At 66.9% G+C, this 14,392-nt stretch carries 14 protein-coding genes and 1 tRNA gene; 8 read left to right on the plus strand and 7 right to left on the minus strand.

From position 1 onward, the window contains the following. Positions 1-3: 3 nt before the first annotated feature. A complete protein-coding gene (locus tag ACWEFV_RS25210; RefSeq protein WP_450072180.1) occupies positions 4-687 on the minus strand; it encodes an SDR family oxidoreductase in 684 nt (227 codons plus the stop codon). Positions 688-802: 115 nt separating this feature from the next. On the opposite strand from ACWEFV_RS25210, the gene ACWEFV_RS25215 reads away from it, so the two are divergent. Further along, entirely contained in the window at positions 803-1,255 is a 453-nt protein-coding gene (locus ACWEFV_RS25215) for a winged helix-turn-helix transcriptional regulator (protein ID WP_450072181.1), read from the plus strand. A gap of 42 nt (positions 1,256-1,297) precedes the next feature. Here the strand turns inward: ACWEFV_RS25215 and ACWEFV_RS25220 are convergent, their stop codons facing one another. Then, positions 1,298-3,316 carry a TPM domain-containing protein gene (locus tag ACWEFV_RS25220; protein WP_135456135.1) on the minus strand — a complete coding sequence of 673 codons (2,019 nt, stop codon included), beginning with the start codon at positions 3,314-3,316 and terminating at the stop codon, positions 1,298-1,300. Positions 3,317-3,375: 59 nt separating this feature from the next. Between ACWEFV_RS25220 and ACWEFV_RS25225 the strand changes: the two genes are divergently transcribed. Beyond that, positions 3,376-4,650 (plus strand): deoxyguanosinetriphosphate triphosphohydrolase, encoded by a 1,275-nt coding sequence (locus ACWEFV_RS25225; RefSeq protein ID WP_135456133.1) that lies wholly within the window; start codon positions 3,376-3,378, stop codon positions 4,648-4,650. 13 nt (positions 4,651-4,663) lie between these two features. Here ACWEFV_RS25225 and ACWEFV_RS25230 read toward each other — a convergent pair whose 3' ends face one another. Continuing rightward, positions 4,664-5,632, minus strand: a complete 969-nt coding sequence (locus ACWEFV_RS25230) for a sensor domain-containing protein (RefSeq protein ID WP_450072182.1) — start codon at positions 5,630-5,632, stop codon at positions 4,664-4,666. A gap of 34 nt (positions 5,633-5,666) precedes the next feature. Further along, positions 5,667-6,791, minus strand: coding sequence for a sensor domain-containing protein (locus ACWEFV_RS25235; RefSeq protein WP_450072183.1), 1,125 nt, complete (start codon positions 6,789-6,791; stop codon positions 5,667-5,669). A 60-nt stretch (positions 6,792-6,851) separates the two neighbouring features. On the opposite strand from ACWEFV_RS25235, the gene dnaG reads away from it, so the two are divergent. Next, positions 6,852-8,762 carry a DNA primase gene (gene dnaG / locus ACWEFV_RS25240; protein WP_450072184.1) on the plus strand — a complete coding sequence of 637 codons (1,911 nt, stop codon included), beginning with the start codon at positions 6,852-6,854 and terminating at the stop codon, positions 8,760-8,762. Positions 8,763-8,823: 61 nt separating this feature from the next. Then, positions 8,824-9,117, plus strand: coding sequence for a DUF7155 family protein (locus ACWEFV_RS25245; protein ID WP_450072185.1), 294 nt, complete (start codon positions 8,824-8,826; stop codon positions 9,115-9,117). A 2-nt stretch (positions 9,118-9,119) separates the two neighbouring features. Here the strand turns inward: ACWEFV_RS25245 and ACWEFV_RS25250 are convergent, their stop codons facing one another. Further along, a complete protein-coding gene (locus ACWEFV_RS25250; RefSeq protein ID WP_135456124.1) occupies positions 9,120-9,383 on the minus strand; it encodes a hypothetical protein in 264 nt (87 codons plus the stop codon). A gap of 140 nt (positions 9,384-9,523) precedes the next feature. Here ACWEFV_RS25250 and ACWEFV_RS25255 point away from each other — a divergent pair. Beyond that, positions 9,524-9,596 (plus strand) — tRNA-Asn (locus ACWEFV_RS25255). 21 nt (positions 9,597-9,617) lie between these two features. Here the strand turns inward: ACWEFV_RS25255 and ACWEFV_RS25260 are convergent. Then, on the minus strand, positions 9,618-9,932 hold the full coding sequence (locus ACWEFV_RS25260; protein WP_135456123.1) for a hypothetical protein: 315 nt from the start codon (positions 9,930-9,932) through the stop codon (positions 9,618-9,620). Positions 9,933-10,067: 135 nt separating this feature from the next. Here ACWEFV_RS25260 and ACWEFV_RS25265 point away from each other — a divergent pair, with 135 nt between their 5' ends. Further along, positions 10,068-10,559, plus strand: a complete 492-nt coding sequence (locus ACWEFV_RS25265) for an LppP/LprE family lipoprotein (RefSeq protein ID WP_450072186.1) — start codon at positions 10,068-10,070, stop codon at positions 10,557-10,559. Between the two features lie 6 nt (positions 10,560-10,565). On the opposite strand, the gene ACWEFV_RS25270 is transcribed toward ACWEFV_RS25265, so the two are convergent. Then, a complete protein-coding gene (locus tag ACWEFV_RS25270) occupies positions 10,566-12,488 on the minus strand; it encodes an acyl-CoA dehydrogenase family protein (RefSeq protein WP_450072187.1) in 1,923 nt (640 codons plus the stop codon). 108 nt (positions 12,489-12,596) lie between these two features. On the opposite strand from ACWEFV_RS25270, the gene ACWEFV_RS25275 reads away from it, so the two are divergent. Then, complete coding sequence (locus ACWEFV_RS25275) at positions 12,597-13,331, plus strand: VIT1/CCC1 transporter family protein (RefSeq protein WP_135456116.1); 735 nt, start codon at positions 12,597-12,599, stop codon at positions 13,329-13,331. Then, complete coding sequence (locus tag ACWEFV_RS25280) at positions 13,331-14,392, plus strand: esterase-like activity of phytase family protein (protein ID WP_450072188.1); 1,062 nt, start codon at positions 13,331-13,333, stop codon at positions 14,390-14,392. The genes ACWEFV_RS25275 and ACWEFV_RS25280 overlap by 1 nt, the downstream gene beginning before the upstream one ends.

Raw genomic sequence — 14,392 nt, forward strand, 5'->3', positions numbered from 1 at the left:
GCGTCACGAGGCCTGGAACAGGGGCGCGTGCACCTGGCGGGTCAGTTCGTCGGCAAGTACTTCCGGTGTGCCGGAGACGATCCCGTCGACGATCTGGCGGGCGACGTCGGCTGGATCGTTCTTGGGGACATCGAGATCGGCGGTCATCGAGGTATCGGTGTAGCCGAGATATACGCCGATCACATCAGTGCCCTGCTCTCGAAGTTCCAGTCGCAGAGAGTTGTTCGCCGACCACAGGGCTGCTTTCGAGACGCCGTAGGCACCGTAGCCGGGGAGCCACGACAGCACCGATGCGATGTTGACGATCGCGCTGTTGCGCCCGGCCAAGCGCGGCGCGAAGGCTCTGGTCACCCGTAGCGCGCCGAAGAAGTTGGTCTCCAGTACTGACCGAATTTCGTCGAGGTCGTCGGCCGCCAATGATCGGCCACCGAGCACGCCGGCGTTGTTGACGACGATGGTGGCATCGGCGGCGACCTCGGCCAGCCGGGCGACTTCGTCGGGTTTGGTGACGTCGGCTTGAATGACCACCACGCGAGGGTCGGCTGCGGTGTCGGGACGCCGGCTGGTGGAGTACACCTTGGCGGCCCCGCGCGCCAGAAGTTCATCCACGATCGACTTGCCCAATCCCCGCTGGCCGCCGGTCACGACGACTGTTGCACCCGCGACCGGTGTTCCCGTTACTGCCATGTCGAACTCCTTTGATTCGAGCGGTGACCTCGGCCGACTCCGATGGCCTTCCGGGTGTCACGTCTGCCAACGCAGCAGCCTAAGTTTGAATTCCCAATCCAGCTATGATGTGAGGATGCGCGCAGAACCGTGGTCCGACGCCGCCTGCCCGATCGCCCGCACGATGTCGGTGCTGGGGCAGCGGTGGTCCATCCTGATCATTCGCGAGGCGCTGTTGGGCCGGTCCCGGTTCTCCGAGTTCCGCGAACATCTGGGTGTGGCTTCCGACGTGCTCAGCACGCGGCTGTCCGAATTGGTGGCAGCCGGCATCCTCGATGTCGTCGACTACCGGGAGCCGGGCGATCGCACCCGTAGCCGCTATGTTCTCACCGATGCCGGACACGACCTGGTACCCGTTCTGGCGGCCATGGGCCAGTGGGGTCACGAACATCTCGCCCGGCCGCACAGCAGCGGTTACCGGTTCGTCGAAACGGGCACCGGGGAACTCACCCGGATCGGATTCCGCCGCGCTGACGGCGTCGCGGTCCCGGCCGGGCAGGTCACTCTCACCGAGACCCGAGTCGATTAGCGAGCGCTACCGCCTGAGCCTTTCCTGCCGAGCAGGGTCGAACTAGAAGCGGCCGCCACCGCCGCCGTAGCTGCGGCCCGACGAATGCGACGAGCCGCCGTAGGACGTCGGACGGCCCATGCTGCGGCCCCCGCCATACCCTCCACCGAAGCCGCCGCCGAAACCGCCACCGCCGCCGCGCAGGACATTGCCGATGAGGATGCCGCCGAGCACCGCACCCATATCTGACCCGCCACCTCCGCCGTACTGGGAGGTGTAGGACCGCTGCGCGGCGCGGACGTCATCGTTGGCGAGGCCCTGCGCCTGCGCGGCCAGCGTGGACGCCCCGTTCGCGTGCGCCACCGCCTCATTCGGATTCTCGGCCCGCTTGGCTTCGGCGGCCTCAAGCTGCCGCTGCGCCTCGGCCAGTCGGGTGCGGGCCTCCGGACCAATGCTGCCGCGCCGGGTTTCGATGAAGTCCGACACCGCCTTGATCCGCGACTGGGCGGTGAACAGCGCCTGCTCGAGAGCCCGGGCGAGCCGCTCGGTGGCCTCCTGCTGCGCATGCACGCTGGCCAGTAACTGATCCAGGTCGGCATCGGCCTTGGTCAACCGGGTGAATGTGCCCAGCGGATCGGCGTCGCCCGCCGAGCGGGCTTCGTCGGCCGCCTTGGCGGCGGCGTCACGGGCTTTGGTGAGGGCGTCCTGTTGAGGCGTCGACGCTTCGTTGAGCAGAGCGGTGGCTTGACTGATGCCATTGGTGATGTCGGCGATCGCCGCGGGCAGGCCGGCCAGGGCCCGGTTGATGTCGGAGGACGCGCTGTCCACGGCGTCGAGCAGGGTGCGGGTCTGATCGAGCGCGGACTCGGCCGACCGCACCGCGTCCACCAGTGCGGTCTGATCGGTGGCAGGCCGAGACACCAGGCTGCGGGCTGTGGTGATGCTGCGATCGGCGAACGCCAGCCGCTCCTTGGCAGTGTCCACGTTGGCCGCCACCGAACTCAGGGCGGTCGCATCGAACTGGGTGTGCAGGTTGTCCAAGGTCTGGCGGGCCGGGTCGATGCGGGCGGTGAGATCGACCATCTGCTGGGTCATGGTGTCGAGTCGGGCCGGGGCGTTGATCACCAGATCCCGCAGCTGCTCGAAGGCCTGGCTCTGGGTGTCCAGCTCGCGGTCCGCCCTGGCTGCCGACACCACCACCTGCGTCAACAGCTGACGCTGTTGCAGGGGTGTCTCGGGTGCATCGTCGTCGAGGGTCTGGCGCACGTTGAAGGCTTGGGCCAGAGCCTTTTTCGCATTTTCCAGGGCCGCGCTGAACGGTTCGGTTCGATTGGCGCCGAATTCCTCGACGGCCAGTTCGAGCTCGGCCTCACTGGTGCGGACCGCGTTGTCGACGTCGACCACGATCGAGCGGGACAGCTCGTCGAGCGCCTCCAGCGGCACCGCGGCCAACGCGTTGGCGTCGGTCGGATCGACCCGCTTGGCGGCCTCGAACTCGGCGTGGCGTCGCTTGGCCCGGCGGCGGCGCGACCACCACCACAGCAACCCGGCCAGCACCAACACCACGCCGAGGGCGATCAGCATGCCGGGCCACGACACGCCGGGTGTGGCGGGGGATTCGGGTTCGGAGTTCAGCCCGTTGGCCGCGGCGATCGCTGCCCCCGCCCAGTCGTCTCGGCGCAGGGCCGGGGTGACGCTGTTACGCCGGATGTCGTCGGCGCGTGCCGAAGTGGTGATGGTGTCGGGCACCTGGAACGCGAACGCCCGGTCCACCGTGGCGACCGCCAGTAGCGCGTCGTCGTCACCGAAATCGCTCAGCTGCATGGTGTTCTGCGCCCAGCCGACCGGGTTCTGCCGGGCGAAATCGTCGACGAAGACCACCCATAGCTTGATGTGGCGGTCGTCGTAGAGCCGGTCGATCGCGCGCTGCACGTTGCCGCGCTGGGCGGCCGACAACACCCCGGCGTTGTCGGTGAGTTGGGTTGCCAGCCGCAGAGGCGGCTCGGCGGCGGCGCCGGGGGCGACCAGGAGTCCGGTCATCAGGATCGCGAGCAGCATGGACAGCAGACGGGCGATACGCATGACCGTCAATCTAATGCGCTGCGGGGTTGCCGCGTTGCTTCCTGGCAGACTGTGCGTCGGTGAACGCGGATACGCAGTCCTGGTATGACGACTTCGACCGGCAACGTCTGGTGGTCGAGGCGCCCAAGGGTGCTGTGCTGCCCGGAACTGACACCGAGCATCGAACCGACTTCGCTCGCGATCGGGCTCGCGTGTTGCACAGCGCCGCGCTGCGGCGGCTCGCCGACAAGACCCAGGTGGTCGGCCCGCGGCATGGTGACACCCCACGCACTCGGCTCACCCATTCACTCGAGGTGGCTCAGATCGGGCGCGGCATGGCGATCGGCCTCGGCTGCGATCCCGACCTGGTGGATCTGGCCGGGCTGGCCCACGACATCGGGCATCCGCCGTACGGGCACAACGGCGAGCGGGCCCTCGACGAGATCGCCAAACCGTTCGGCGGGTTCGAGGGCAACGCCCAGAACTTCCGGATCCTCACCCGGCTGGAGCCCAAAGTTCTTGATGCCGATGGGCGTTCGGCTGGGCTCAACCTGACCAGGGCCGCGCTGGACGCGGTGGCCAAGTATCCGTGGCCCAGCTTCGGCACGCGGAAGAAGTACGGCTTCTACGACGACGACGCCGAGGCTGCGGCCTGGGTGCGAGCCGGTGCGCCTGCCGAACGGCCGTGCCTGGAGGCCCAGGTGATGGACTGGGCCGACGACGTCGCCTATTCGGTGCACGACGTCGAGGACGGGGTGATCTCCGGGCGCATCGACCTGCGGGTGCTCGGCGATCACGACGCTGCCGCCTCGCTGGCGGATCTGGGCGCCAGGTCCTTTCCCAGCGTCACCCACGATGATCTGTTGGCCGCCGCCGAGCGGTTGTCGCAGGTGCCGGTGGTGGCCGCGGTAGGGCGCTACGACGGAACCCTGGCTTCCTCGGTCGCGTTGAAGACCCTGACCAGTGAACTCGTCGGGCGCTTTGCCAACGCGGCGATCAGCCAGACCCGGGCAGTCGCCGGCGCCGGGCCGCTGCGGCGGTTCGACGCCGAGCTTTCGGTGCCGCCGCTGGTGCGTGCCGAGGTGGTGCTGCTCAAGATGCTTGCGCTGCAGTTCATCATGTCCGATCACCGGCATCTGCAGATCCAGGCCGATCAACGTACCCTCGTCCACGAAGTCGCCCTGGCGCTGTGGGCACAGGCCCCGGGGAGTCTCGACCCGCAATTCGCTCCCGAGTTCGACCTCGCGGCCGACGATGGTGCCCGGCTGCGCGTGGTGGTCGATCAGATTGCGTCCTACACCGAGAGCCGGTTGGAACGCGTGCACGAGGCGCGCTCGCCCCGGCCGTTGGGCTGAGCGGACGGCTGGATCAGCCGATCTTGTCGATGCTCGCGTCCAACACGGCCGTCGTGCGGTCGTCAACCGTCTGTTCAGTTTCCTTGTCGCGCCAGCCGCGGATTTCGAGGTCGACGAGATAGTTGCGGTGCAGACCGATCGCACGTGTCACGCGCTTGTAGCTGTCGACCGTGTGATCGAGATTGTTTTCGTTGTCGATGAACGCCACCAGTGTCTCCGGGGTGGCCCGCACCTCGTTGATGGTGCGGGTCGAGTTCAGCTTCGGGTCGGACACCGACTCGTTCACTGTCTTGCCCTCGCAGCGCTTCCAGATTTCGGAGAACTCATCGAACAACGTTTGAGCCGACGCGACATCGGGCAACGCGATGACGTTCTGAATCACGAACATCGCGGGGCCCATCTTGGGCCCCCACCGCCACACCGAGCCGGCGAAAGCCTTCTCCTGTGCGGATTCGTAGCTCGATTTTTGTGCGGCAAAGGGCACGCCGGCGCACTCCGGTGCGTCCGAGGTGACGTTGGCCCGGCGCAGACCACCATTGCTGTCCGTCAGGGTGCTCATCAGCTGATAGTCCGATTGCATCGCCCGGTCGACCTCGGGTTTGGTCAGCAGGAACTGCTGGACGGACTGCTGGTCGGTCGGTCCGGCAGGCAGCGCGGCCCGTGACGGCGAGCCCGACGAGGGAACGGTCAGCCACACGACGAGTGCCACGACGGCGACGAGGATGATGACGTACGACAGCGTGAGACCGACGATGGCCTGGCTCCGGCCATTCTGCGGACGCTTCTTGATCTCGGAGAGCGCCAGATGACCGAGCACCGCACCGGCCGGGGCAAAGATGAAGGCGAACACGATCGACAGAGTCGCGAGCGTGTTGGTCTCGGCTTGCGGCGGAGGTGGCGTGGGCGCCGAAATGACCGGTGGCACAGCCATTGGCTGTTGTCCGAACGGATCGTGTGGACCGCCGAATCCCCCGTAACTCATCGCGTGATCCTACTGGGGCAGCCGCGGCCGGCGGTCAGGCGATGCGGGCCATCATGGCCTTGGCGACGTCGATTCCTGAGTTGTTCATACCCGACGCCGGGTCCTGCCCCGGAGCGACGCCGTAGAAACCCACCTCGACGTCGACGAGGCAGTTTCCCTTGACCCCGAGCGCGTGTGCGCTGGCACGGGCCCATCCGCCGCTGGAGCGGTCGGACGCCAGTGCGGCGGAGAGAACCGAATCGGTGACCCGCACGTTGTTGGCGGTCGTGATGTAGTTGCTGCCGTCGGAGGCCTGACCGGCCAGCACCGTCATGGTGCGGCCCTCGCATGCTTGCCACTGGTTGGTGAATGCGGTGAACGCTGCTTGCGCCTCGGCGGGGGAGGCGTACACGACGACAGCTTCTTCCACCTTCATCACCGGTCCGGAAGCGGCGGTCCACCAGTTCTCCGAGGCAAAATGCTGGACGCCGGTGCCTTGGAAGACGCTGCGTTGGGCCACCCTGGTGGCACCAACGCATTCGTGAGGTGAGGCTGCGGATTCGTTGGCCAAACCATTGGGCATCGTGTCGAGCGATCCGACCTGGCGATCCTTGGCGGCTGCCTCGAACTTCTGATTGAGCAGTGTGGTCAAGGCGCCGCCGTTGAGCAGGACGTCGGTGAAGTTGGCGCCGGTGATCGGCATCGCCACGACGTTGGGTTTCGCGGTCGTGGGTGGCGAAGTGGTGGTGGTCGTGGCTCCCGTGGTGGGAGAGCTGCTCGACGATGAGGTGGTCGGCGGGTTGGCGATGGCCGGCGTCGGCGTGTCCGAGGGCAGCGCGGCCCACACCACCAGTCCGATCACAAGCATCAGGATCATGAAGTACGACAGGACCAGCCCGATGATTGCGCGGTCGCGGCCCTTCTGATGAAGACGCTTGATCTGTGAAAGCGCAATATGGCCGAGCACGGCCCCGGCGGGAGCGAAGACGAACGCGAAGACGATCGACAGCGTCGCCAGCGGGTTGGTCTCCTCCGACGGTGGCGGCGGAACCTGATAGTTAGGTGGCCCCGACTGGGGCCCCGCCCACCCACCTGACGGCTGCCCACCGAACGGCTGTCCACCGAACGGCTGCCCGCCGAATGGATCCGACGACGGTCCGCCATATCCCCCAAAGCTCACCGACGCCTCCCTCAGGCAAACCTGTGCAGCGCGACTTTCACGCACGCATAGACTAGGCCGGTGGCCGGCCGGATTTCAGATCGCGATATCGCGGCCATCCGTGAAAAAGTCCGAATCGAAGATGTCGTCGGCGACTACGTCCAGCTGAGGCGGGCCGGCGCCGACTCGATGAAGGGCCTGTGCCCGTTCCACGACGAGAAGTCTCCGTCGTTCCACGTGCGGCCGAACCATGGTCACTTCCACTGCTTCGGCTGTGGCGAGGGCGGCGACGTGTACGCCTTCGTCCAGAAGATCGAGCACGTGAGCTTCGTCGAGGCGGTCGAGTTACTGGCCGACCGGGTCGGCTACACCGTCACCTATACCGGCTCGTCGACCACCAATGTCCAGCGCGACCGGGGCAGCCGAAGCCGGTTGCTGGCCGCCAACGCCGCGGCCCAGGAGTTCTATGCCGAGGCGCTGACCTCAGACGAAGCCGCCGAGGCGCGCAAGTACCTGACCGAGCGCAACTTCGACGCCGCCGCGGCTGCCCAGTTCGGGTGTGGGTTCGCGCCGTCGGGGTGGGACACGTTGACAAAGCACTTGCTACGCAAGGGTTTCGAGTTCAAGGAGCTGGAGGCGGCCGGACTGAGCCGGGAGGGCAAGCGCGGGCCGATGGACCGGTTCCATCGTCGTCTGTTGTGGCCGATCCGCGTGTCCTCGGGCGAGACCATCGGCTTCGGTGCGCGCCGGTTGTTCGACGACGACCAGAACCAGGCGAAGTACGTCAACACCCCCGAGACCGTGCTCTACAAGAAGTCGCAGGTGTTGTTCGGGCTTGACCGTGCCAAGCGCGACATCGCCAAGGGGCATCAGGCCGTCGTGGTCGAGGGCTACACCGACGTGATGGCCATGCACATGGCCGGGGTGACGACCGCGGTGGCGTCGTGCGGCACCGCGTTCGGCGAGCAGCACCTGTCGATGCTGCGCCGGCTGATGATGGACGACAACTTCTTCCGCGGCGAGTTGATCTACGTGTTCGACGGTGACGCCGCCGGCCAGGCTGCCGCGGTGAAAGCGTTCGAGGGCGAGCAGAACCTGTCCGGTCAGTCGTTCGTGGCGGTGGCTCCCGACGGGATGGATCCGTGCGATCTTCGGCTGCGCTCCGGCGACGGCGCGGTGCGCGATCTGGTGGCGCGGCGAACTCCGTTGTTCGAGTTCGTGATTCGCAGCGCACTGACCGAGCATGACCTCGACAGTGCCGAGGGCCGGGTGGCCGCGCTGCGGCGCTGCGTGCCGATCGCGGCCCGGATCAAGGATCAGACGCTGCGCGACGAGTACGCCCGTCAGCTGGCCGGCTGGGTCGGCTGGGACAACGTCGCCCAGGTGATCGGCCGGGTGCGGGAGGAAGCCAGCGGGGGCCGCAAGGATTCGCGGCGTCAGCCCGCGCGGCAACAGGCGAGACCCGGGCAGACCCCGGTACCGGCACCCGTCGGCCGCCCCGACCCGAGCGATCCGACACTGTGGCCGCAGCGCGAGGCGCTCAAAGCCGCGCTGCAGTATCCGGCGATCGCCGGGCCGGTGTTCGATTCGTTGACCGTCGAGAGCTTCACCCACCCCGCGTACGCCGCGGTGCGTGGGGCGATCGAGGCGGCCGGCGGCATGGCGTCGGGCAAATCCGGGGCCCAGTGGATCGAGGCCGTCCGCGAGCAGACCACGTCGCCGGCGGCGGCCAGCCTGGTCAACGAACTGGGCGTCGAGGCCATCAACGTCGAGGACGACGAGCACCTGCCGCGATACATCAGCAGCGTGCTGGCCCGCCTCCAGGAAGTCTGGGTGGGCCGGCAGATCGCCGAGGTGAAGTCCAAGCTGCAACGCATGTCGCCGGTGGAACAGGGAGACGAATATCACGCCCTGTTCGGTGACCTGGTGGCCATGGAGTCCTACCGGCGCAGCCTGCTCGAACAGGCCAGCGGGGACGACCTGACTGCGTGATTGCCCGCATCGCGATAGGGTGACGGCAGTCGGGCCCCTACACGCGAAAGAGGCAAACCCGGTGACACTGTTCAGCTCCAAGACGCGGCGATACGCCGCAGTCGGCGCATTTGCGCTGGTCGCAGGGGCGGCCGCGGCTGCCCCGGCGTTCCTCGCGACGTCCGCCCCCGGCCCCGAGGTCTCGGCCCAGCCGGCCTGCCTGGCCTGGTTCGGGAACAAGGAGGACGGCAAGTGCCTGTCCTACTCGAACGGAACGCCTGCCAACATCGGCACGCCGTGGGTCGGCGTTGGGCAAAACGGCGTGGTGACCGGCCCGCTGCTGCCGGGCACGTCGATCAACCAGGGGATCGGCTAGCTCTACCAGCGAGATTTCGCTGAACCGTCGGTGCTCTCCTTCGTGGAGAACACCGACGTTTCTGCGTCTATGGGGGTCAGCGTGAGGAACTGCGGATCCGGCGACACCCGTTTGGCGACCTTGCGCCGGCCGGCGTCCAGAACCGCTTTGGTGGCCGGATTGGCGGTCACCGCGCGATAGGTACTGGCGATCTGCTCATAGCGGCGTCGCCCGGCCTTGGCGCCGAGCACGTAGCCGACGGCGATCACGGCGGCATAGCGGATCACAGCGTTCCTCCCAGACGACAACTTTGTGTCCTCCATCCTGCCTCACCGACGCCCCGGCGCGCCCGTCTGGGAGCGAGTTGGCGGCAGCGGCGGTCCATGCGCTAGAGTCAACGCTCGGCCGCGGCTTCCGCGGAAGGTAGTCCCCTGTAGCTCAATTGGCAGAGCTCCCGACTGTTAATCGGGCGGTTATTGGTTCGAGTCCAATCGGGGGAGCAAGTTCTCCAAACCCCAGCCTTACGACTGGGGCCGGGTCTGAGCCTGACGGGCCGCCTGGGTAAGCGCCTCCACAAGTGGATTGGCCGCCGACGCGAGAGCTTTCCGCTCCTCTTCGGACAGTTGATAGAACGTCCACACGCCCCAGGCCGCCGGCCGCACGTACACCGTCACCTGTTGCCGGTTGTTCGCCAGCACGGCAGGGACGGGCACCGCGCGATCGAGGGTGGCGGCGCTGGACATCTCCTCGGCTATCTGTTGGACGTTGACTGATTCCTGCAGTTGGTACAGCACGGCCTTGTTGGCGGGGCCTTCCATGGCGAGGAACCATGCCATCAGTGTCTCCTTGGGGTCAGTGGTTGTGAGCGGTGGTACTTCGACGATCACGAGTGAGATCGCAAACAGTGTGGCCTATCGACGCGCCGCCGTCAGCCCACTCGCTGAGCCGGTCTGATTGGCTACCCTTGGGGGGTGCACTCACGGCTGATCGCCATCGTCGCCTTCGTCGGTCTCCTCGCGGTTGGTTGCGGCTGGAAACCGTCATCCGCACCGCCTCCGAAACCCGATACCTGCGCACCGACCGACGGCCCCAGCGCCGACACGGTCACCGACCAGATCGCGAAACTGCCGGCTCCCGAAGCGGGCAGGCAGTGGACGCAGATCGGCTCCGGACACACCACCAATTGCCGGCTGTACTGGGTCCAGGTGGGCCAGACCAACCCCGAGCCCAACAGCGCCGGGCAGCTGCTGTTCTTCGACCGGCAGACGCCGCTCGGCCCGGCCACCCCGGAGCCGCGGCCCTACATCAACGTGGTCACCAATGCCGATGACACCGTGGTGGTGAACTACCAGTGGCAGCAGGGCCACGACTCACCCACCTCGCCCACCGGAATCGCCACCGTGCGGTTCCGGATCGGGGACGACGGCAAACTGGTTGCCGTCGACCCGATTCCGAAGCCCTGAGACGCCTCAGCCGTTGACCAGCTCGGCGGGGTCGAGCATCGCCGCGTAGCGCAACTGCTCGGGGATGCCGAACCCGTCGACGAGGGTTTCGACATGCGGGCGCAGTGAGCGACACCGTTCGTTGATCCCGCGCGTCACGGCCTTGGCACGTTCGGTGGACAGGAAACGGTGCTGGATGAACCAGGCCTTGTCCTGCTCGATCGCCGACAGCGCGTACAGATCGCAGACATCGTCGAGGAGTTCGCGTGCGGTGTCGTCCTCGCAGGCGTCGATGCCGGCGACGAACGCTTCCAGGATGACGCGGTCGATGTGCGCCTGCGCGGCATGCAGCACGTGGTCCTGGACGGCGTTGAACGCGTCGAAGGCCGACATCTCCTTGGCCTTGCCCTGCAGTCGCCGGGCCACCGAGGCCAGCATGTATTCCTCGCGGTCCTCGAACATCTTGACCTGGGTACCGCGGTTGAACAGGCTGCCCTCCTCCTCGTTGTCCTGGCGGGTGTCCAGGACGGTTTGGATGATGGTCTCGGCGGCAGTGCGTTTCAGCACCCGCTCACCGGCGTAGTTGGCCGCGAACCGGACCCATTCGACCGGGCTCATGCCCTTGATGTCGTCGGCGTAGGCGGTGAGCAGCTCTTTGGCCACCAGTTGGGTGAGCACATGGTTGTCGCCCTCGAAAGTGGTGAACACGTCGGTGTCGGCGCGCAGGGCGATCAACCGGTTCTCCGCGAGATAGCCTGCGCCGCCGCAGGCTTCGCGCGCTTCCTGGATGGCGCGGCTGGCATGCCAGGTGTTGGCGGCTTTCAGTCCGGCCGCGCGGGCCTCCAGTTCGCGCTGCTCCTCGGCATCGGGATCGTCGGAGGTCTGCAACTCATGGCACTTGGCCACCAGTTCGTTCTGTGCGAACTGCAGCGCGTAGGACTTGGCGATCAACGGAAGCAGCCGGCGCTGATGCACCAGGTAGTCCATGATGAGGACTTCCTGGTTGCTCTTCGGGGCTTCGAACTGTCTGCGTTCCAACGCATATCGGGTGGCGATGTCCAGTGCCACCCGGGCCGCGGCCGAGGCGCTGCCGGCGACGGTGACCCGGCCCCGGATCAGGGTGCCCAGCATGGTGAAGAACCGCCGGCCAGGGTTCTCGATCGGTGAGCTGTAGGTGCCGTCGGGGGCGACGTCGGCATAGCGGTTGAGCAGGTTCTCCCGCGGGACGCGCACATGGTCGAACACGATGCGTCCGTTGTCGACGCCGGGCAGGCCGCCTTTGTAGTGGCAGTCCGAGGTCGTCACACCGGGCAGGTCATTGCCCTCGTCGTCACGGATGGGCACCACGAAGCAGTGCACGCCGTGCCCTTCACCGTCCGGGGTGATCAATTGTGCGAAAACAGTTGACACCCGGGCGGTTTCGGCGGCCCCGCCGATGTAGTCCTTGCGCGCGGTGGGGGTGGGGGAGTGAATGACGAATTCCTCGGTCGTCGGATCGTAGGTGGCGGTGGTCTCCAGTGCCTGCACATCGCTGCCGTGACCGGTCTCGGTCATCGCGAAACAGCCCAGCAGGTCCAGGTCGATGAGCCGGCGCACGTAAGCCTTGTGGTGGCGCTCGGTGCCCAGATTCTCGATGGCGCCGCCGAACAGGCCCCATTGGACCCCGGCCTTCACCATGAGCGACAGGTCGCTCATGGCCAGCATCTCGATGCGCGTGATGGCCGCGCCCACGTCGCCGTTGCCGCCGTGTTCTTTACGGAAGCCGTCCTCGGCTGCGCCGGCCGCCGCCATGATCTTGAGCTGCTCGGTCACCTTGGCCCGGGCGATCGCAGTGTTGGGGGTGTAGTGCGGCCGGAAGATCTCGTCCGACAACGTGGTCCGCATGGCGTTCTTGACGTCGCGCCAACGGCCGTCCAGCGTGTTTCGCAGATGCTCGGCAGTGGAGGTCATATCCGACGGTAACGCGTGCGGCGGCGGTAATAGGACGGTTGACCCGGTATCTGTTGGGAAGGCAAGCCTTCCTGGACAAGCTCGACCTCGGCGCGAAAGACTGACGCCATGCCGGATTCGGTCGGTAAGTCACTGTCTCCCACCGGGTTGCCGCATGTGAGCTATCACCGGCATGCCGATGTCACCGGTGGGTGGCTGCGCGCGGCGACCTTTGGCGCGATGGACGGTCTGGTCAGCAATACCGCGTTGATCGCCGGTGTCGGGGCCAGCGCGTCGGCTCAGACTGTGGTGCTCAGCGGTGTAGCCGGGCTGTTGGCGGGTGCTTTCTCGATGGCACTGGGTGAATACACCTCGGTGACGACGTCCAACGAGCAGGTCGATTCCGAGGTCAAGGTTGAGCAGCGGTCGTTCCGCAAGAATCCCGAGGCAGAGCAGGCCGAACTGGTGGCCATGCTCCAGGAGATGGGGATGACGGCCGAGACGGCGACGAAGGCCAGTGAGGAAATCCATCGCGACCAGAATCGGGCCTTGAACTTTCACCTCGTGCAGGAATTGGGCGTGCACCCGACGGAGAAGCCGTCGCCGTGGGTGGCAGGCGGCTCGTCCTTCGTGTTGTTCGCGATCGGTGCGATCGTCCCGCTCATCCCGTATCTGCTCGGCTTCGAATCGTTGTGGGCCGGTCTGGCCTGCGGTGGGGTGGGTCTGTTGATCGCCGGTGGCGTGGCGGCGAAGTTCACCCGTAAACCGGTGGCCATCGCGGGGCTGCGGCAATTGGTGTTCGGGGCGGTTGCGATCGCGGCCACCTACGCCGTCGGCATCCTGGTCGGTGCCGTCATCACCTGATGCTGCGTCCAATCCTGCTGGCCGGCGCCCTGGTGTTGTCGGCGTGCGGGCCGGCCCAGGCCACGCCCGGCCTCGACTACCTCGGTCAGCTTCAGGTGGCTTCCGGCGCCGTGCTGGACGGCACGGTGATCGGTGGACTGTCAGGGATCAGCTATGACGCGGCCGACGACCTGTACTACATCATCAGCGACGACCGTTCCGCGAAGGGGCCGGCGCGCTTCTACACTGCGCGGATCACGTTGTCGGAAAACGGTATCGGTGACGTCGAGTTCGTCGCCACCCATCCGTGGCTGGACCGCGACGCACAGCCGTTCGGCCCGTTGAACAGCAACGTGCAGCCGCCCGTGGTGCCGCCCGACCCCGAGGCCATCGCCTTCGATGCCCGCCGACAACGGTTGTACTGGACCAGCGAGGGGGAGCGGCGGGTCGAGGGGCCGGGTGCGCCGATCCTGCTGGACCCGTGGGTGCGGACCGCCGCCCTCGACGGTAGCTTTCTGGGCGAATTCGCGTTGCCCGACGGGTTGCGGATGTCGGCCGGCGAACACGGCCCGCGGCGTAACAGCACGCTGGAAGGGCTGACCCTGACACCGGACGGACGGTATCTGTGGGCGGCCATGGAGGGGCCCGGCTATGACGACGGTCCGCCACCGGATGAGCAGCACGGTGCGGTGACGCGGGTCGTCCGCTTCGACGCGGAGTCCGGGGCGGTCAGCGGCCAGTACACCTATCCGCTGGACCCGGTCACCGCCGGGCCGGGCGGAGACAACGGATTGTCGGATCTGGTGGCGCTCGACGACAGCAGCTTTCTGGTGATCGAGCGTGGATTCGGGACGCACGTGGCGGTGCGGATCTACCGGGCCGGCATCGTCGAGGGCTCCACCGAGATGACCAAGACGCTGCTGGCGGATCTGACCACCACGCCAGGCCTGACGCCGCTGGACAACATCGAGGGAATCACGTTGGGGCCCAAGCTTGCCGACGGTCGGCAATCGGTGATCGCGGTCAGCGACGACAACTTCTCGCCCACGCAGGTGACGCAGTTCCTGTTGTTCGCGATGTGA

The organism is Mycobacterium sp. NPDC004974 (assembly GCF_053600815.1).

What these genes read in the sequence shown, in the direction of transcription:
- ACWEFV_RS25210 (WP_450072180.1), bottom strand. Translation starts at nt 687, where the DNA reads ATGGCAGTAACGGGAACACCGGTCGCGGGTGCAACAGTCGTCGTGACC.
- ACWEFV_RS25215 (WP_450072181.1), top strand. Translation starts at nt 803, where the DNA reads ATGCGCGCAGAACCGTGGTCCGACGCCGCCTGCCCGATCGCCCGCACG.
- ACWEFV_RS25220 (WP_135456135.1), bottom strand. Translation starts at nt 3,316, where the DNA reads ATGCGTATCGCCCGTCTGCTGTCCATGCTGCTCGCGATCCTGATGACC.
- ACWEFV_RS25230 (WP_450072182.1), bottom strand. Translation starts at nt 5,632, where the DNA reads ATGAGTTACGGGGGATTCGGCGGTCCACACGATCCGTTCGGACAACAG.
- ACWEFV_RS25260 (WP_135456123.1), bottom strand. Translation starts at nt 9,932, where the DNA reads ATGGCATGGTTCCTCGCCATGGAAGGCCCCGCCAACAAGGCCGTGCTG.
- ACWEFV_RS25270 (WP_450072187.1), bottom strand. Translation starts at nt 12,488, where the DNA reads ATGACCTCCACTGCCGAGCATCTGCGAAACACGCTGGACGGCCGTTGG.
- ACWEFV_RS25275 (WP_135456116.1), top strand. Translation starts at nt 12,597, where the DNA reads ATGCCGGATTCGGTCGGTAAGTCACTGTCTCCCACCGGGTTGCCGCAT.
- ACWEFV_RS25280 (WP_450072188.1), top strand. Translation starts at nt 13,331, where the DNA reads ATGCTGCGTCCAATCCTGCTGGCCGGCGCCCTGGTGTTGTCGGCGTGC.